19 protein-coding genes are annotated in these 18036 nt (G+C 61.1%); 13 read left to right on the forward strand and 6 right to left on the reverse strand.

Annotation, left to right across the window (positions count from 1 at the left end):
* Positions 1-13: 13 nt before the first annotated feature.
* The 3 genes from KIK84_RS11385 to KIK84_RS11395 form a co-directional block, all read right to left on the reverse strand.
* Positions 14-997 (reverse strand): ROK family protein, encoded by a 984-nt coding sequence (locus tag KIK84_RS11385; RefSeq protein WP_214123210.1) that lies wholly within the window; start codon positions 995-997, stop codon positions 14-16.
* 2 nt (positions 998-999) lie between these two features.
* Positions 1000-1368, reverse strand: coding sequence for a phosphomannose isomerase type II C-terminal cupin domain (locus KIK84_RS11390; RefSeq protein ID WP_214123211.1), 369 nt, complete (start codon positions 1366-1368; stop codon positions 1000-1002).
* A 104-nt stretch (positions 1369-1472) separates the two neighbouring features.
* On the reverse strand, positions 1473-2618 hold the full coding sequence (locus KIK84_RS11395; protein ID WP_214123212.1) for a class I SAM-dependent methyltransferase: 1146 nt from the start codon (positions 2616-2618) through the stop codon (positions 1473-1475).
* A 72-nt stretch (positions 2619-2690) separates the two neighbouring features.
* Here KIK84_RS11395 and KIK84_RS11400 point away from each other — a divergent pair, with 72 nt between their 5' ends.
* The 4 genes from KIK84_RS11400 (at position 2691) to KIK84_RS11415 (ending at position 5438) form a co-directional block, all read left to right on the forward strand.
* Positions 2691-3107: a dihydroneopterin aldolase gene (locus KIK84_RS11400; RefSeq protein ID WP_502757554.1), complete on the forward strand. Its 417-nt coding sequence runs from the start codon at positions 2691-2693 to the stop codon at positions 3105-3107.
* A 26-nt stretch (positions 3108-3133) separates the two neighbouring features.
* On the forward strand, positions 3134-4078 hold the full coding sequence (gene ttcA / locus KIK84_RS11405; RefSeq protein ID WP_214123213.1) for a tRNA 2-thiocytidine(32) synthetase TtcA: 945 nt from the start codon (positions 3134-3136) through the stop codon (positions 4076-4078).
* Positions 4079-4167: 89 nt separating this feature from the next.
* Positions 4168-4740, forward strand: a complete 573-nt coding sequence (locus KIK84_RS11410) for a DUF4136 domain-containing protein (RefSeq protein ID WP_214123214.1) — start codon at positions 4168-4170, stop codon at positions 4738-4740.
* Between the two features lie 29 nt (positions 4741-4769).
* On the forward strand, positions 4770-5438 hold the full coding sequence (locus KIK84_RS11415) for a histidine phosphatase family protein (RefSeq protein WP_214123215.1): 669 nt from the start codon (positions 4770-4772) through the stop codon (positions 5436-5438).
* Here KIK84_RS11415 and KIK84_RS11420 read toward each other — a convergent pair.
* On the reverse strand, positions 5422-6255 hold the full coding sequence (locus tag KIK84_RS11420; protein ID WP_214123216.1) for an undecaprenyl-diphosphate phosphatase: 834 nt from the start codon (positions 6253-6255) through the stop codon (positions 5422-5424). The genes KIK84_RS11415 and KIK84_RS11420 overlap by 17 nt on opposite strands.
* A gap of 169 nt (positions 6256-6424) precedes the next feature.
* Here KIK84_RS11420 and KIK84_RS11425 point away from each other — a divergent pair, with 169 nt between their 5' ends.
* From KIK84_RS11425 to KIK84_RS11435, 3 genes are read left to right on the forward strand one after another with little or no spacing between them, the layout of a single operon-like run.
* Positions 6425-7588, forward strand: a complete 1164-nt coding sequence (locus tag KIK84_RS11425; protein WP_214123217.1) for a branched-chain amino acid ABC transporter substrate-binding protein — start codon at positions 6425-6427, stop codon at positions 7586-7588.
* Positions 7589-7628: 40 nt separating this feature from the next.
* Positions 7629-8219 carry a DEAD/DEAH box helicase family protein gene (locus tag KIK84_RS11430; RefSeq protein ID WP_214123218.1) on the forward strand — a complete coding sequence of 197 codons (591 nt, stop codon included), beginning with the start codon at positions 7629-7631 and terminating at the stop codon, positions 8217-8219.
* Complete coding sequence (locus tag KIK84_RS11435) at positions 8216-9151, forward strand: glutaminase (protein ID WP_214123219.1); 936 nt, start codon at positions 8216-8218, stop codon at positions 9149-9151. The genes KIK84_RS11430 and KIK84_RS11435 overlap by 4 nt, the downstream gene beginning before the upstream one ends.
* Positions 9152-9173: 22 nt before the next feature.
* Here KIK84_RS11435 and KIK84_RS11440 read toward each other — a convergent pair whose 3' ends face one another.
* Positions 9174-9590, reverse strand: a complete 417-nt coding sequence (locus tag KIK84_RS11440; RefSeq protein WP_214123220.1) for a hypothetical protein — start codon at positions 9588-9590, stop codon at positions 9174-9176.
* Between the two features lie 311 nt (positions 9591-9901).
* Here KIK84_RS11440 and KIK84_RS11445 point away from each other — a divergent pair, with 311 nt between their 5' ends.
* Positions 9902-10849 carry a hypothetical protein gene (locus KIK84_RS11445; protein ID WP_214123221.1) on the forward strand — a complete coding sequence of 316 codons (948 nt, stop codon included), beginning with the start codon at positions 9902-9904 and terminating at the stop codon, positions 10847-10849.
* 7 nt (positions 10850-10856) lie between these two features.
* Here the strand turns inward: KIK84_RS11445 and hutC are convergent, their stop codons facing one another.
* A complete protein-coding gene (hutC, locus tag KIK84_RS11450; protein ID WP_214123222.1) occupies positions 10857-11591 on the reverse strand; it encodes a histidine utilization transcriptional repressor HutC in 735 nt (244 codons plus the stop codon).
* Between the two features lie 107 nt (positions 11592-11698).
* On the opposite strand from hutC, the gene hutU reads away from it, so the two are divergent.
* From hutU to hutG, 5 genes are read left to right on the forward strand one after another with little or no spacing between them, the layout of a single operon-like run.
* A complete protein-coding gene (hutU, locus tag KIK84_RS11455; protein ID WP_214123223.1) occupies positions 11699-13402 on the forward strand; it encodes a urocanate hydratase in 1704 nt (567 codons plus the stop codon).
* A gap of 20 nt (positions 13403-13422) precedes the next feature.
* The gene (hutH, locus tag KIK84_RS11460) at positions 13423-14967 is read left to right on the forward strand and encodes a histidine ammonia-lyase (RefSeq protein WP_214123224.1); all 1545 of its coding nucleotides are present in this window, start codon (positions 13423-13425) and stop codon (positions 14965-14967) included.
* Positions 14955-15629: a HutD/Ves family protein gene (locus KIK84_RS11465; protein ID WP_214123225.1), complete on the forward strand. Its 675-nt coding sequence runs from the start codon at positions 14955-14957 to the stop codon at positions 15627-15629. The genes hutH and KIK84_RS11465 overlap by 13 nt, the downstream gene beginning before the upstream one ends.
* The gene (hutI, locus tag KIK84_RS11470) at positions 15626-16906 is read left to right on the forward strand and encodes an imidazolonepropionase (RefSeq protein ID WP_214123226.1); all 1281 of its coding nucleotides are present in this window, start codon (positions 15626-15628) and stop codon (positions 16904-16906) included. Before KIK84_RS11465 ends, hutI begins: the two co-directional genes overlap by 4 nt.
* A 6-nt stretch (positions 16907-16912) precedes the next feature.
* Positions 16913-17935, forward strand: a complete 1023-nt coding sequence (gene hutG / locus KIK84_RS11475; RefSeq protein WP_214123227.1) for a formimidoylglutamase — start codon at positions 16913-16915, stop codon at positions 17933-17935.
* Positions 17936-18036: the final 101 nt, after the last annotated feature.

The raw sequence follows: 18036 nt of genomic DNA on the forward strand, positions 1-18036 counted from the left end.
TGGCGTTGCCCCTTTAGTCCATGACCAGCGCCAGGGCCGAGAAGTCGCCCACGCGCTCGCCTAAGCCTGCAGGCACCAGCTCCACACCGTCGGTCAGTGCGGCAAACTTGCCCTGCAAAAAGGCACGCAAGCGCGGCAGTATCAGGTCTTGGTTGTGCCAAAACACGCTGCCGCCCAGTGCAATGCGCTGCAAATCCAGCGTGGCAATCATGTTGAACAAGGTACGTCCCATGACCGTGCACAAACCATCCAATATGGCTGTAGCGCCCGCCTCACCTGCTCGAACCGCTACAAAAAGCGTAGCAGCATCGGTGTAGCCTTGACTGCCAAAACGGCGCGGTATCGCGTTGCCTGCAATCAGTGCTTCCACATCCCCGCGCAAGCCGCAGCCGCACAGCGTGTCGTCCAAGTCGGCCACAAAGGTGTGTCCCGCATGGCCCGCGTTGCCATTCTTGCCGCGCAGAATGCGACCATCCACACACAAGCCCATGCCAATGCCCGTGCTCCATGTCACGTAGGCGCAGTGGTCCACCCCCTGCAAGGCACCCCAGCGGCGCTCGGCTTCGAGCGCGCCCACACCATCGTTTTCCACCCGCACTTTGGGAAAGGCTGCGCGCAGTGGGGCTTCCAGCCAGGCGGTGGGCCAGTCGTTGGGCAGGCCACGTTCCTTGCCCGCCATGCCACCGCAAATATTGGGGGCGGCCAGTTCCACCAAACCTTGGTGGAGCACAAAGGGCCCGCACGAGGCCACGCCCACGGCGCTGATGCGCTCCACAGGCACACCCGCTGCGGCAGCACTTTGCCCTACCAAGCGGATGATTTGCGCTGCCAGCGCATCGCGCCCACCTTCTTTGGCAGTGGGTTCGCTCACCTTGCCGCGCACGCCGTGTTCATCGGCCACGCTCACGGCCACTTTGGTGCCACCAATGTCCACGCAAGCCACGGGAGCGGCCCCGGCTGGTAAACGCACAGAAATTTCAGGAGTAGGAAAGGACATGATTACTGGCGGCCGTAGTCGTCTTGCAAACGCACGATGTCATCCTCGCCCAGATAGGCACCGAACTGCACTTCGACGATCTCCACCGCCTCTTGCGTGTGGTTGGCCAAGCGGTGCACTTGCCCCACGGCGATGTCGATGTGCTGACCCACTGTCAGGTCAAAGGTCTTGTCGTCCAAGGTGATGGTGGCCACGCCCTGCGTCACCACCCAGTGCTCAGCACGCTGGTGGTGTTTTTGCAGGCTCAGCTTTTGGCCGGGCAATACACCAATGCGCTTGATCTTGTTGCCGGGCACTTCCGAAATGGACTCGTACCAACCCCAAGGGCGCTCGGTGCGTTCAATGTTCTCGGTGCGGTAGCTGGTACTCATACAAGGCCTCCTCGGGTACAGAAAAACGCGAATGCTATATGCAGATAGGGGGGTGCTGTTACAGCCCCAGTACATGGCCGGTACATGGGCATGGCCCATGCCCCTTATAAACGGTGCGTGCGGTCGCCCATGGCAAAGCCCAACAAGGGCTGCGGCACGCCACGGCCTATGGCCAGCACTTTGAAGATTTCCCCCATCTCGTGCTCATTGACCAACTTGGCCGCCGCAGCGCGGCGTGGCAAGTCCACCGCTTCCATGAGCGGTGCCAGCCCGCAGTTGAACAGAAAATGGCCTTGGTTGGTGTAACCCAGCACATCCAGCCCGGCGTCCTGCGCGGCCAATGCCACGCCGGTGAAGTTGACGTGCGCGGTGATGTCTTTGTCCCCCACGCCAGTGAGCGGATCGGGGTCGCTGCGGTGGCCTTGGTGGCACATCACGGTGCCCATGTGGCGCTGCGGGTGGTAGTACTCGGCCTCGGGAAATCCATAGTCCAGCAGCAGTGCGGCACCCAGCTCCAGCTTGTCGGCCAAGGTGCGCACAAAGGCCTCGCCTTGGGGGTGGATTTCGGTCAGGTAATCGTGCGCCCCGTCCACGTCCAGCGGTGGGCGCAGCTCGGTGGGGCGATCGGCCCAAGCAAAAGCGGGGGCTGCAGCATCCGATGGGGCCAGCACCACGCCACGCTCGTACCACTGGCCCTGCACGCGCGCTAGCAGCTGCACAGGCATGGCGTCCAGCACCTCGTTGCCCAGCACCACACCGCGCAGTTTGGCTGGCAACTCGGTAGCCCAGTGCACCTGCGCACCAAAGCGGGCCAAGGTCTCGCGCTGGCGCTGCTGCAAGCTGCCCGACAGATCGACGATGGTGTAGCGGCGCACGGCCACGCCCATGTCGGCCAGTGCACTGAGCACTTGCGCGGCCAAAGCGCCAGTGCCTGCGCCAAACTCCCACACCTCGTCCGTCCCCGTGGCTTGCAGAATTTGCGCCACTTGGCGTGCCAGCGTCAGGCCAAACAAAGGACTCAACTCGGGGGCGGTCACAAAGTCGCTGCCCACGCCGCGCAGTTGTCCATCGGTGCGCAAGCCGCCTGGCATGGCACCAAATTTGGGCAGATTGTTGGCGTAGTACCCCAAGCCGGGCGCGTACAGGGCTTGGGCCATGAAGTGGTCAAAACCCACCCAGCCACCCTGCTGGGCGATGGCATCCGCGATAATTCGCACTAGGCTGGCCGCAGAAACGTCGGCGTTGGACATGGGAACCTGGCTTTCCGTGTTGTCAATCGAGCCTTTGATTATCCCGTCCCCCAGTAGCTCTTCGCACCATCCATGTCTATGCCATCGCCATCGAATGCATCCGCTCCACGCCCTGCCCCGCGCGTGAGCACGGGTTTGCAAACCCTCTCGCTGTCCGGTCTGCGTTTCGATGCCAATTTGGGCATTTTGGAATCGGAGAAAACCGAGCCCCAGCCCATCCAAGTCGATGCCGAGCTGAGCCTGGGCACGCAGCCCCTGCTGCCGCACGACGACGAGATCAACCACGTGCTGGACTACCGCAAGGTGCGCCAGATCATCATTGCCGAGTGCACCGCCGAACACGTCAACCTGCTGGAGACGCTGATTGGCAAGCTGGCCCACCGCCTGCTGCAACTGCCCGGTGTGCTGGGCGTGCGCGTGCGCATCGCCAAGCTGGAAATTTTTGACGACTGCGAAGTCGCCATCCACATGGAAGCAGGCCAGTGGTAAGCGCGGCCTCACAAGGAGAAAAACACATGCAAACAAACCCCTGGTTGGACATCCACGAACAAGCCGACGAAACCAATGGCACAGGCGAAGACAAAGCGCTCAAGATTTACCGTGAGAGCATCAAGCTGGACAAGCGCCTGTGCCGCTTGGTGACCAAAGCCATCATCGACTTCAACATGATCGAAGAAGGCGACCGCGTGATGGTCTGCCTCTCGGGCGGCAAAGACAGCTACACCATGCTGGACATCCTCATGAAGCTCAAGGCCCGTGCGCCGATTGACTTCACGCTGGTAGCCGTCAACTTGGACCAAAAGCAGCCCGGTTTCCCCGCCCACATCCTGCCCGAGTACCTGTCCAAGCTGGGCATTGAATACCACATCGAAACGCAGGACACCTACTCCATCGTCAAAGAGAAAATCCCCGAGGGCAAAACCATGTGCAGCCTGTGCAGCCGCCTGCGCCGGGGCATTTTGTACACCGTGGCACGCCAGCTCCGATGCAACAAACTGGCGCTGGGCCACCACCGCGACGACATGCTGCAAACGCTGTTCCTCAACATGTTCTTTGGCGGCAAGATCAAGGGCATGCCGCCCAAGCTGACCAGCGACAACGGCGAGTTCATCGTCATCCGCCCGCTGGCCTATGTGGCCGAAAAAGACACCACCCGCTGGGCCGAGTACCGCCAGTTCCCCATCATCCCCTGCACCCTGTGCGGCAGCCAAGAAAACCTGCAGCGCAAGCAAGTGGGCAACATGCTGCGCGAGTGGGAAAAGAAATACCCCGGCCGCTTGGAAACCATGTTCACCGCGCTGCAAAACGTGGTGCCATCGCACCTGATGGACGGCTCGCTGTACGACTTCAAAAACATGCAGGTAACGGGCGAAGCCAACGACAACGGCGACAAAGCCTTTGACGCCGAAGAGTTTCCCACCCCCGGCCCGCTGCCCGGTGTGCAGGTGGTGACGCTGTAAACCCAAACACGCTGTCGATTCAGGAGGTTGCTATGGTTTTAATAGCTGCTCAAGCAATACCAGCGCGCTGTACAGCCATTTTTATGGCCATGGCACTGGGCCTTGGCCTGCTCACTGGCTGCGCCACCAGCCGCATGATTGACAGCGATGTGAGCAGCTTTAGCAGCATGGGTGACAGCCTCGTGGCGCGCACCGATGCCAGCTTTGCTATCGAGCACCTGCCCTCCCAAAACCAAGGGCTGGATGCCAGTACGCAAGCGCAGCTCGACACCATCACCACCCAAGCCCTCGAGGCCGTGGGCTTGCACAGTGCAGGTGACAAGGCTGCTGACTACTTGGCCCAACTGCAAGTGCGTGTGGACACCATTGCCAACCCGCATTACCGCCCCCGCTACCGAGACTGGGTACGCGATAGCAACGGCCAACTGGTGTACACCTTCCCTACCCTCCAGCTAGAACCCTCGTGGTATCGCCACCAAGTGCAACTGCTACTGCGCGACACGCACAGCAACCGCGTGGTCTATGAGGCACGCGCCACATTCGACGGCCCATGGCGCGATACCCTCAACCTGCTGCCGCCCATGCTGCAAGCAGCCCTGCGCGACTACCCCCACACTTTGCAAGGCAAGGTGGTGGTCGAGCTCCCTGCCCCGGCCCACTGACCCACGCTATCGACACCGCATTGCTGCCCATGCCCGATCAAATCACCCGCATATTGGCCATCCGCCACGGACAAACCGCGTGGAACGTAGACACCCGCATCCAAGGCCACACCGATATTGGTCTGAACGAACAAGGCCAATGGCAAGCCCAGCAAGCCGCGCAGGCCCTGCAAGGCGAAACCTTGGATGCCATTTACAGCAGCGACTTGCAACGCGCCCTGCACACCGCCCAGGCCATTGCACGCACCACGCTGCCAACACACGAAACGGTGCGCATCCACACTGGCTTGCGCGAACGGGGTTTTGGTTTGTTCGAGGGCAAGACTTGGGCTGAGATTGAAACCCACTGGCCCGAAGAATCGCGCCGCTGGCGCCAGCGCGATCCGCAGTTTGCACCCGAAGGTGGTGAAACCTTGTTGCAACTGCGCGAACGCGTGCATGCCACCTTCAGCGCCATAGCATCCCAGCACCAGGGGCAACACATCGCCATCGTCACCCACGGTGGTGTGCTGGATATGCTCTACCGCTTGGCCACCAGCCAAGAGCTATACGCCCCGCGCACGTGGGAACTGGCCAATGCAGGCTTTAACCGCCTACTCTGGACACCCGAAGGATTTAGCCTCATTGGCTGGGCCGACGTCGGCCACTTGGATAACCCCAGCCCCAGCACCGACGCCCCAATTACTCAGCCCAAGTAACCCACCCGAAATGGGCGGTGAGCAGCACCAGCACACCGAAGACGATGCGGTAGTAGGCAAATCCTATAAAGCTGTGGGTCGCAATAAAGCGCAACAACCAACGCACGCACAACCACGCGCTGATGAATGAGGCCACCAGTCCCACCGCAAACAAAGGCACGTCGGCCATGCTGAGCAGGGCGCGCTCTTTGTACAGGCTGTACACCCCTGCACCAATGAGCGTGGGCATGGCCAAGAAGAATGAAAAATCGGTAGCTGCTTGACGCGACAGGCCCAAGAGCATGCCGCCAATGATGGTGGCACCGCTGCGGCTGGTACCGGGCACCAAGGCCAAGCACTGCACCAAACCGACTTTGAGGGCATCGAGCAGGCCCATGTCGTCCATGGTCTGCACCCGCACAACCGCAGGGTTGTGGTGTTGGCGCGTCTCTACCCACCAAATCACCACCCCGCCCAAGATAAAGGTGCTGGCAACCACACTGGGAGTAAACAAATGCTCTTTGATCACTTTGCCAAACAGCAAACCCAAGACCACCGCCGGCAGAAAGGCCACCAGCACATTGAGCGCAAAACGCTGCGCTTGCGGCTGACTGGGCAAAGCCACCACCGTACTGCGGATGCGCTGCCAGTACACCGCCATGACAGCAAAAATGGCCCCAGTTTGGATAGCGATCTCAAACACCTTGGCCTTTTCCCCGGTGAAATTGAGCAAAGAGCCCGCCAAGATCAGGTGTCCTGTGCTGGAAATGGGCAAAAATTCCGTCAGCCCTTCCACGATGCCCATCACGGCAGCTTTGATCAGCAATGCAATGTCCACACACCCTCCAGCCAGTTCATGAGTGAAAGGTGTATTTTGCCTTTGCTCAAGATGTGCTCTGGTCACACACTCGCAATAAAAATTGGTCTTGCCCCAATCTGCCCCCTGCGATCTACACATCCTCTCTACAATGCTTACATCTTTACCTTTTTTTGCGGAGCAGTTGGAGATGCAAAACCAAAACTCACGACGTCGTTTGGTGTTGGGCATGCTGGGCGTACCTGCCTTGGCCTCCACCGGTTTGCTAGCAGCCTGTGATTCGGTGTCACCCAGTGTCAAGATTGGCGTAGCACAGCCCCTCTCCGGCCCCATTGGCTCATGGGGACAAGACATGCTCAACGGCGTGCAAATGGCCGTGGCCGACATCAACAAGGAAGGCCTGCGCGTCAAAGGCAAAGCTGTCACCCTAGAGGTAGTCTCTGGTGACGACAAATCCAATCCCGAAGAGGGCCAAAAAGTGGCCCAAACCCTCATTGATGCCGGTGTGGTCGCCGTCATTGGCAACCTCAACTCCGGTGTGAGCATTCCTGCCGCCCCGCTGTATGCACAAGCCCATGTGGCGCAGTTGGCCATCTCCACCAATCCCAAGTTCACACAACTGGGCTTTGACACGACCTTTCGCATCGTCGCCAACGACAACCTGCAAGCCAAAGCGATCGCCAGCTTCGCGATTGACCAAATTAAGGGGCAAGTGTTCACGCTGCTTGACGACGGCACCCCCTACGGCAAGGACTTGGCATCCCTGCTAGCGGCCACACTGAAAAAAGCCAACAAAACCATTGGTGTCCAACTGAGCCTGAACGACAAAAAGACCGATTTCAGCGATGTAGTGCCCAAAATCAAGGAGGCCAAATCGGACTGCTTGATCACCATCCTCAACGACTTTCAAATTGCCCCTTTTGTAGAAGCCTTGGTGGCAATCGATTACACCAACGTCACCATTTTGGGTGCGGACGGACTCAAAACCCCGCAGACGCTCAAAAGCGTGGGCCGGGTTAAACGCATTTACGCCTCGTCCAGCATTTTGGAAGCACCAGAGTTCAGTGCGGGTCGCCCTTGGCTAGAACGCTACCGCGTGCTGTTCAAAAAAGACCCCGTCTATGGTGGTCACTATGCATATGACGCCGTATTTGTGCTGGCTGCAGCGATGCGCCGTGCCGGCTCTACTGACCGCGAAAAAATTGTGGAGGCGCTGCACAAAATCGATGGGTTTGCCCCTATTACCGGTTCCATGAAATGGAACGATGATGGCGAGCAACGCTTTGGCGTGGTAGGTGTGTATGCCGCCACATCGAGCGGCTGGGAAAGCCTAATGCGCTCAGACGCATGGTAAATAAAAAAAACAGATAACACCTCACATGAGGAGACACAGCATGGCATTGCGCTATACGTTGGTGCCCAATGTTTTGCCCGAAAACAAAATGCGGATCTACCCCACCAAGGTTATCAATGTGATTGGTGGCCCGGGGTGTGACAAGTCACTGATTTCTTCGGCCATTATTTTGTTCTTGCATTTGCACCATAAAACGGTGGAAACCATCCCCGACTACGCCAAGTCTTTGGTCTGGCAACGCAACTTTGAAGTGCTCAAAAACCAGTACTTCATCGCCCAGCGTCAGTTTGAAATGCTGAGCCTGCTCGATGGTCAGGTGCAGTTTCTCATCACCGAGTGCGCCTTACCCCAAGTGCTGTACTACAACGAGAACTACGCCGACAACATCTGTGACATACAAAAAACCAGAAACCAAATTCTGGATTGGCATAAACAGTTCAATAACGTCAATGTCTTCGTGACGCGGGGCGACAAAAAATACGTTCACACGGGTCGTTTCCAAGACGAAGAGCAAGCGCGTGCCATTGACCGCGGCATACGCGGATTACTGGTCCGCGAACGCATTCCCTACACAGTATTGCCACCCGATCTGGAACAGATCAACGCCTTCGCCCAAAGCCTGATTGAATGAATTCCCTGCCAGAGATTCTGGCCAGTATCCACGCCCGCATCCCCCGCTACTGGGGTCAGGGCGCGGTGGCCAACTACATCCCCGCACTCGCTCAAGTCAACCCACGCCAATTTGGCATGGCTGTAGCCTTGCTTGATGGCAGTGTGCACACGGTGGGTGACGCGCATGTGCCGTTTTCACTGCAAAGCATCACCAAGCTATTTACCTTTGTGCTGGCGCTGCGCTCCGAGGGCGATGCCTTGTGGCAACGCGTGGGGCGCGAACCATCGGGCGCGGCGTTCAACTCCATCGTCCAGCTAGAAACCGAAAGCGGCATCCCCCGCAACCCGTTTATCAACGCTGGGGCCTTGGTCATTACCGATATCTTGACCACGCGCTACGCCCACTTGGACTACGCATTGCTCGGCTTGCTACGCCGCCTGTCCGATGCGCCCGACCTGCACTGGAACCCGCAGGTTGCCAAGTCCGAGCGCGAAACAGCCCACCGCAACATGGCCATGGCTTATTTCATGAAAAGCCATGGCAACTTCCACAACGAGCCCGAACTGGTGCTGGACAACTACTGCCGCCAGTGCGCCACCGAAATGAGTTGCGCCCAACTGGCACGCGCCAGCATCTTTTTGGCCAATGGTGGCCAAGACTTGACGCACAGCGGCACCCCGGGCGAGCGCCTGCTGCAACCCGAAGCGGCACGCCGCGTCAACGCCCTCATGCTCACCTGCGGTGCTTACGACGCTGCGGGTGACTTTGCCTACCGCATTGGCTTGCCCATCAAAACCGGCGTGGGCGGTGGCATGGTGGCCACAGTGCCCGGAGTAGGCAGCATAGCCGTGTGGTCGCCCGAGCTAGACGCCAAGGGCAACTCAGTGGCTGCACGCGCCGCCCTGGAAATGCTGGTCGATGCCACAGGCTGGGGTACCAAAGGCTTGTAACAAGCCTAGGCACCACCGGGCTCTAGAACTGAAAAGCCCCCGCCAGCGCCAAGGCCCACAAGGCCCCAAATACAAACGGCAAAGTACGGGCTGCCAAACTACCGTAGTTGCCAATACGCTGGCTGGGCGTTAACGGGCATAAGCGCTCCAAACCAGCCTCAAGGTACACCCGGTGCACCTCATCCAAAGCGATGAGGGCAGCGTAAATGCTGATGCCAATGACCGCCGCCACCGCCATGCCAAAAAACGGGAAACCAAAAACCAGCCAATGCAGCTTGGCAGTGGTTAGCGTGCCATAGGCGGTAAATAGCAAGCCTTGGGAGAGGATGAGCCACATCAGCCGGTGGTTGATGAGGTTGTCCTCGTGCGTCCATTGCTCGCGCAGCGCCCGGTAAATTTCCCAATCGGGCAAGGGTTGTGGGGGTGTTGTTGTCTCCATGGCGGCACATGGTAGTCAAACTGCAGACTTTGTTTAAGTCTCGCTACCACCTGCCAACACCAGTTGGCACCAACATTTACATCGGCAACACAAAAGAAACTAAAAGTTTTTTTCGTTGGTGTTTGCAAAAAAATTCAACACCAGTATCCAAGACCTGCTTGAGCATTCCTGCGTATTCACTCGCACAAAGAAATGTCATGCACAGTCGGCCACAGCTTATTTACCCTCTCTGGCTTTGTGTCGGCTTGGCGGCATGGCCTCTGTCTAGCCAAGCCCACGTGAAATGGTTTTCCCGCGAAGCAGATTGCGCCATGCCACCACTATCGGCACTGGACGTTTGGGCCGCACCCGAATTTGTGCTGTGGTGGCTGGTGTCTAGCGCTGCGATGCTGCTGGTCGCTTGGCTTGACGTGCATTTGGCACGCCCCCAATCAGCTTGGCAGCACACTGCGCAGCGCCTTGATGAACGGATAAGCCCTTTCGTGGCCCCTGCCATGCGCTGGTGCATGGCAGTCTTTTTCGTCACAGCGGCCTACTACTTTCATGCCCATCAGGTGTACCTAACCCCCGAACTGCGCACCAACGATGCCTGGGTACCCGTGGTACAGGTGCTCAGCGCTGTCGCCTTTGTGCGCCGCTCCAGTGCGTGGCTTGGGAGTCTGGGTATCGTGTGCCTGTATGCAGGAGCGATCTCTACCTATGGCTGGTTTCATTTGCTTGATTACCCGGTCTTCCTTGGCGTAGCGGCCTATCTGCTGCTGGACTCCATCTACCAAGGCAAACACCACGATCTGGCGCTGGGCATTCTGCGCGGCAGCGCGGGCTTTACGCTGATGTGGGCAGGTGCAGAAAAATGGCTATTCCCATGGTGGAGCTACGCCATGGTGGACAACCAGCTCAGTGCTTTGCTCATGGGTTTGAGTCACTATGCGTTCATGAATGCAGCCGGATTCATTGAATTCGGGGCTGCTTTCGCACTCACATTCGGCCGCGCAGTTCCCCAGCTGGCTGCGCTTTTCCTGCTGGTGCCATTTGTCGCTGCTGTGCCTGTATTTGGCAGTTTGGATTTGGTGGGGCATGCGCCCATCATCGCGGTGCTGCTGGCACTGACCCTTACCCGCACTCGCCTACCGTCTGTTGCCGCGCACAGACCCCGCATCCAACGCATCATGGGCTATGGCTGCGCCATGGCGCTTGGCTCATGGAGCCTTGTAGGCCTGTACTGGGGCTTGCACGCAATCGCTTACGGCTGGCACTAAAGCAGGCTTAAAAACTCCCCGTGAACTGGTAGCGACTGGCTGGGTGCCACATGGCCGCCACCGTCGCCACCTGGCCTTGGCTCAGGGTTTGGCGGCGCAGCACCAAGCAGGGCTCTGCCTCGGCCATGCGCAGCATATCGCGCACGGTGCTGGTAGGTGCACAGGCTTCAATGGCAAAGCGCACCCCTTGCAGTGGCGCCACCCGCATCAGGTAGGCATTAGGGGTTTGGGTGGTGAAGTCCTGCTCCAAATAATCGGGCGCCACTTTCGGATTCACGTACCGATCTTCCAACTGAATAGGCATGCCGTTTTCGCAGTGCACCACCAGCGAATGGAACAACGTTGCCTTGGGCCCCATGCCAAAGGCCTGCCCCAGCGCAACGCCCGCATTCACGCGTTCTAGCTTGTGCAACTCGCTGCGGTGGGTGTGGCCGCGTGCGGCAATTTCGTCGGCAATGTTGCGTATTTCCACCAGTGTGGCTTGGTACTTTTGCTGCGCCACATAGCTGCCCGAGCCTTGGCGGCGTTCGATGATTTGCTCATCACTCAACTCGCGCAGCGCCCGGTTCACCGTCATACGCGAAACCGCAAAGCTGCGCGAGAGCGCCTCCTCGGTCGGAATGGCATCGCCCTCTTTCCACACCCCGCTTTGGATTTGCTCCACCACGTGCTGCTTGATCTGCACATAGGCAGGCAAACGCACAGCGCTGCTGGGAGTGGCTACAGAAGGTTTGCTGACCATATTGGGGTTTGCTTGGATGGATGAAATTCATTATGGCCGCATAATTTGTATATACAACTTGGCTGTACACTCCAAACCAAGCCACTTCTCGACGAGGAACACCCACCATGAGCAACACCGCTACCAATCCCCGCATCGACCCCACCCGCGTGGTGCGTGCCCCGCGCGGCACCACCCTGCATTGCAAAAACTGGCTCACCGAAGCGGCTTACCGCATGATCCAGAACAACCTCGACCCCGAAGTGGCCGAGAACCCGCAAGCCTTGGTGGTCTACGGCGGCATTGGCCGCGCAGCGCGCGACTGGGCCTGCTTTGACCAAATCCTGAGCAGCCTGAAAAACCTGAACGACGACGAATCCCTGCTCATCCAGTCCGGCAAGCCGGTAGGCGTGTTCAAAACCCACCCCAACGCTCCCCGCGTGCTGCTGGCCAACAGCAACCTGGTGCCCAAGTGGGCCCACTGGGAGCACTTCAACGAGCTGGACCGCAAAGGCCTGTTCATGTACGGCCAAATGACCGCGGGCAGCTGGATTTACATCGGCAGCCAAGGCATCGTGCAAGGCACCTTCGAGACTTTTGTCGAAGCCGGTCGCCAGCACTACGGCAACGACCTGTCTGGCCGCTGGATACTGACCGCCGGCTTGGGTGGCATGGGTGGTGCACAGCCTTTGGCCGCCACGCTGGCAGGGGCATGCTCGCTCACCATCGAATGCCAGCAAAGCAGCATCGACTTTCGCCTGCGCACCCGCTATGTGGACAAACAAGCGCGCGACATTGACCACGCATTCGAACTGCTGAAAGAACACACCGCCAAGAAAGAAGCCGTCTCCATCGCCCTCTTGGGCAACGCTGCCGAGGTGCTGCCGGAGCTGGTACGCCGTGCCAAGGCCGGCGGCATGCGCCCTGACATCGTGACCGACCAAACCTCGGCACACGACCTCATCCACGGCTACCTGCCTCTGGGCTGGAGCGTGGCGCAGTGGAAAGCCGCGCAGCAAGACCCCAGCCAGCACGCCGCCCTGAAAACCGCCGCCGCCAAGAGCTGCGCCGTGCACGTGCAGGCCATGCTGGACTTCCACGCCATGGGCGTGCCCACCGTGGACTACGGCAACAACATCCGCCAAGTGGCGCTGGACGAAGGCGTGAAAGACGCTTTCGCCTTCCCCGGCTTTGTACCCGCCTACATCCGCCCTCTGTTCTGCGAAGGCAAAGGCCCCTTCCGTTGGGTGGCGCTCTCAGGCGACCCCGAGGACATTTACAAAACCGACGCCAAGATCAAAGAACTGTTCCCCAACAACCACCACACCCACCGCTGGCTGGACATGGCGCGCGAGCGCATCTCCTTCCAAGGCCTGCCCGCCCGCATCTGCTGGTTGGGCTTGGGCGAGCGCCACATTGCCGGTTTGGCCTTTAACGAGATGGTGAAAAACGGCGAACTCAAAGCACCCATCGTCATTGGCCGTGACCACTTGGACACCGGCAGCGTGGCCAGCCCCAACCGCGAAACCGAAGGCATGCGCGACGGCACCGACGCCGTGAGCGACTGGCCGCTGCTCAACGCCCTGCTCAACACCGCAGGCGGCGCTACCTGGGTCAGCCTGCACCACGGCGGTGGCGTGGGCATGGGCTACAGCCAGCACTCGGGCATGGTCATCGTGGCCGACGGCACCGATGCCGCCGCCGAGCGCTTGGCCCGCGTGCTGGTGAATGACTGCGGCAGCGGCGTCATGCGCCATGCCGACGCTGGCTACGAGCTGGCCGTGGCCACCGCCAAAAAGTTTGGCCTCACACTTCCCATGATCAGCGCCTGAACATTCCAACGAGTTACACCATGAGCAACACCACTTTCACCCTAGAACCCGGCAGCATGACACTGGCCGACCTGCGCCGCATTTGGCAGCAGCCCGTGCAGGTGAGCCTTGCTGGCAGCGCCCACGCCGCCATTGCGGCATCAGCCGCCACCATCCACAGCATCGTGGCCAAGGGCGATGCCGCCTACGGCATCAACACCGGCTTTGGCAAACTGGCCAAAACCCGCATCCCCGACGAGCAATTAGAACAACTGCAGCGCAACCTCATCCTGTCCCACTCGGTCGGCACGGGCGAACCCATGAGCGACGCCACCGTGCGCTTGGTCATGCTCATGAAGGCAGCCAGCTTGGCACGTGGCTACTCCGGCGTGCGCGCCGTGGTGGTGGACACGCTGCTGGCCTTGCTCAACGCGGGCATCATGCCCGTCATCCCAGTCAAAGGCTCGGTGGGTGCATCGGGCGACTTGGCCCCGCTGTCGCACATGACGCTGGCCCTCATGGGCGAAGGCCCGGTGCGCGTGAACGGCGCCACGCAAGACGCCAAAGCCGCCCTGCAAGCGGCAGGCATTGCCCCCATCAACCTGGCCGCCAAAGAAGGCTTAGCCCTCATCAACGGCACGCAGGTCTCCACCGCACTGGCGCTGCATGGTTTGTTCATGGCCGAGCGCTTGCTCGAAGCGGGCACCGTCATCGGCGCGCTGTGTGTGGACGCGGCCAAAGGCAGCGATGCCCCGTTTGACCCGCGCATCCACGCCGTGCGCGGCCAACCCGGTCAAATGGCCGTGGCAGCCGCCACCCGCACCCTGCTGGCGGGCAGCGCCATCCGCCTGTCGCACATGGAAAACGACGAGCGCGTGCAAGATCCCTACAGCCTGCGCTGCCAGCCGCAAGTCATGGGTGCATGCCGCGACATCATCGCCAACGCCGCCCGCACCCTGCTGCTTGAGGCCAATGCCGTCACCGACAACCCGCTGGTCTTCACCGACACGGGCGAAGTACTCTCGGGTGGCAACTTCCACGCCGAGCCAGTGGCCTTTGCTGCCGACACGCTGGCGCTGGCCATCAGCGAGATTGGCGCTATATCGGAGCGCCGCATCGCCCTGCTGATCGACAGCAGCATCTCCGGCCTGCCCGCTTTCTTGGTCAACAACCCTGGCCTGAACAGCGGCTTCATGATCGCGCACGTCACCGCAGCGGCCTTGGCGTCTGAGAACAAATCGCACGCCCACCCCGCCAGCGTGGACAGCCTACCCACCAGTGCCAACCAAGAAGACCACGTCAGCATGGCCACCTACGCAGGCCGCCGCTTGGCCGAGATGGCCGACAACACCGCCACCATCTTGGGTATTGAGTGGCTGGCTGCCGCCCAAGGCGTGGACTTCCATCGCCCCCTGCGCACCAGCGCCGCGCTGGAAACCACCCACGCCACGCTGCGCAGCCAAGTGCCGTTTTACGACCAAGACCGCCTGTTCGCCCCCGATATAGAAGCGGCGAAACAGCTGGTGCTACTGGGTGCAGCAAGCCACAGCCACGAGGCCACGCTGCAAGGCCTGTGGAGCGCGTAACCGCCCTTGCATCCATTGCGCCCACCCCGTGGCGCAATGGCGGCGGCACCACCCGCGAGCTGCTGGCATGGCCCAGCAGCGCCGACTGGCAACTGCGCCTGAGCGTGGCCGACATTGCCAGCGATGGCGATTTTTCGGCCTACCCCGGCGTGCAGCGCTGGTTTGCCGTGCTCAGCGGTGCGGGCGTGGTACTGCACTGGCCTGCACAGGCCAGCCAACCCGCCCACACCGAGACAGCTACCCCCACCAGCGGCGTACTGCAGTTTGACGGTGCCACCCCACCCTACGGCCAACTGGTAGATGGCCCGGTGCAAGACTTCAACCTCATGAGCCGCAGCGCCCACGCTGACTTGCTGCCTGTGCAGGCAGGCCAAGCGTGGCAAGCTCCTGCCAGTGCACCAAACACCATGCTGTGCGGCCTGTTCATCTGCCAAGACGGCGTGCTGCAGACTGGCGATGCCCAGCACCCCTCGCACAAGCTGCCCGCCATGAGCCTGTACCACCGCATCGTTCATACGCCCAGCCACGGCACTGCCGCGCAGGCGCTTGCACCTTGGGTGTTTGAACCCACCCCCATGCCGCAGCAGCATGGCTCCACCGGACACAGCAGTCCCCTGCTGGGCTGGTGGTTCTACTTTCAGCCCGCAACACAGCCCCTATGACCGCGCTCCACCTCTGGCACAACGCCACCGTTTGCACCCTGACGCCCGCCCCCGGCAACACCGTGCCCGATAGCCCCGCGCCAGATTGGGGCCTCATCCCCTACGGCGCGGTGGTGACCGAAGGCGACACCATCCGCTGGGTGGGGGCCTACAGCGACCTGCCCGCCCAGTACACCCCCAGCGCGGGCCAGACCGCCCAGCCCATCACCGCGCACGACTTGGGCGGCGCGCTGCTCACCCCCGGCTTGGTGGACTGCCACACCCACTTGGTGTACGGCGGCCACCGCGCCAACGAGGCCGAGATGCGCCTGCAAGGTGCCAGCTACGAGCAAATAGCCCGAGCAGGCGGCGGCATCCGCTCCACCGTGCAGGCCACGCGCAGCGCCAGCGAAACCGCGCTGCTGGAAAGCGCTCGCAAGCGGCTGCTGCAACTGGCCGCCCAAGGCGTGACAACGGTGGAGATCAAATCCGGCTACGGCCTGAGCTTGGAGAGCGAAGCGCGCAGCCTGCGCGTGGCCCGCGCTGTGGGCAGCGAAACAGGCCTGACCGTGCGCACCACCTACCTAGGTGCCCACGCCCTGCCGCCCGAATACGCAGGCACCCCGCACGAGGCCGATGCCTACATCGACGCCGTGTGCACCTGGCTGCACGAGCTGCACGCCCAAGGCTTGGTGGACGCAGTGGACGCGTTTTGCGAAACCATAGGCTTTAGCCCTGCGCAGACCGAGCGCGTGTTTGCCACCGCCCGCGCCTTGGGCTTGCCCGTCAAACTGCATGCCGAGCAACTGAGCAACCAAGAGGGGGCCGCGCTGGCCGCCCGCTACCAAGCCCTGTCGTGCGACCACCTGGAGTACCTGAGCGATAGCGGCATCGCCGCCATGCGCGCCGCTGGCACCGTGGCCGTGCTGCTGCCCGGCGCGTTTTACGCCCTGCGCGAAAAACAGCTACCCCCCATAGACGCGCTGCGCCGCGCTGGCGTGCCCATGGCCGTGGCCACCGACCACAACCCCGGCACATCGCCCACGCTGTCGCTGCCGCTCATGCTGCACATGGCGTGCACGCTGTTTCGCCTCACGCCGCTGGAAGCCGTGCTGGGTGCCACCGTGCACGCCGCCCGCGCTCTGGGCCTGCACGACAGAGGCCAACTGGCCGCTGGCCAGCGCGCCGACATGGCCGTGTGGCAACTGCAACACCCCAACGAGCTGGCCTACTGGTTTGGCAATTTGCCTTGCCAGCACACCATCGTGGGCGGACAAGTCTTTCACCCTGCGCTGTAAACCACCATGAGCCATTCCACGCCCCTGACCAACACCCCCGCTCCCTTCCACTGGCAAGGCCGTGTGGACTCGGAAGAAGTTGGCCCCTCTGCCCGCTGGCATCAGCGGGTGCAAGCGTTTGACGCTGCAAGCAGCCATGGCGGCAGCGCTGGTGGTGTGGCACATGGTGTGGCCCTCATAGGTTTTGCCAGCGACGAAGGCGTACGCCGCAACCAAGGCCGCCCCGGTGCCGCTGATGGGCCGCGTGCCCTGCGCCAAGCGCTGGCGGGCCTGCCCGTGCTGGGCGAGCCTGCGCTGTGGGATGCAGGCGACGTGGCCTGCACCGACGGTGCGCTAGAAAGCGCCCAAACCGCACTGGCCCAGCGCATAGCGCAGGTCAGCCAAGCGGGCTGCTTTCCGCTGGTGCTGGGCGGCGGACACGAGGTGGCGTGGGGCAGTTTTCAGGGGCTGATGCAGGCACACCCGCAACTCAAGCGCGTGCTCATCCTCAATCTGGACGCGCACTTTGACCTGCGCACCGCAGCGCAAGGCAACTCGGGCACGCCGTTTCGCCAGATACACGACTGGTGCCAAGCGCACAGCCTGCCCTTTGTGTACCGCGTGCTGGGCATCAGCCGCTTTGCCAACACAGAGGCGCTGTTTGACCGCGCCGACCAAATGGGCGTGCGCTACTGGCTGGACGAAGCCCTGCAAAGCACCGACCAACTACAAACCGCGCTGGACGCGCTGCAGGCCGACGTGCTGGCCGCCGACGCCGTGTACCTGACCATTTGCCTGGACGTGCTGCCCGGCGGCCAAGCGCCCGGTGTGTCCGCCCCCGCACCGCTGGGCGTGCCCCTGCACTTGCTAGAAATGGTGGTGGACTGGGTGTTTGCCCAGCGCAAAGTGCTGCTGGCCGACGTGGCCGAACTCAACCCCAACCACGACCGCGACAACCTGACCGCCAAAATTGCCGCCCGCTTGGTTGCACGCATGGCGCGGGTGGTAGCGCCCACAGGGAAATTCACGCGCAGTGCTTCAATCTTGTAAAGAATCACTCACCCGACGGGCCAACGGTCATTGAATTTGGTAAATAAAGGAAAATTTACCCGTTATTTATCGGTAACCATTCATTTAAATCATTTTCTTCA

This window comes from Curvibacter sp. CHRR-16, assembly GCF_018474005.1.
Classification (GTDB): Bacteria; Pseudomonadota; Gammaproteobacteria; order Burkholderiales; family Burkholderiaceae_C; genus Allorhodoferax.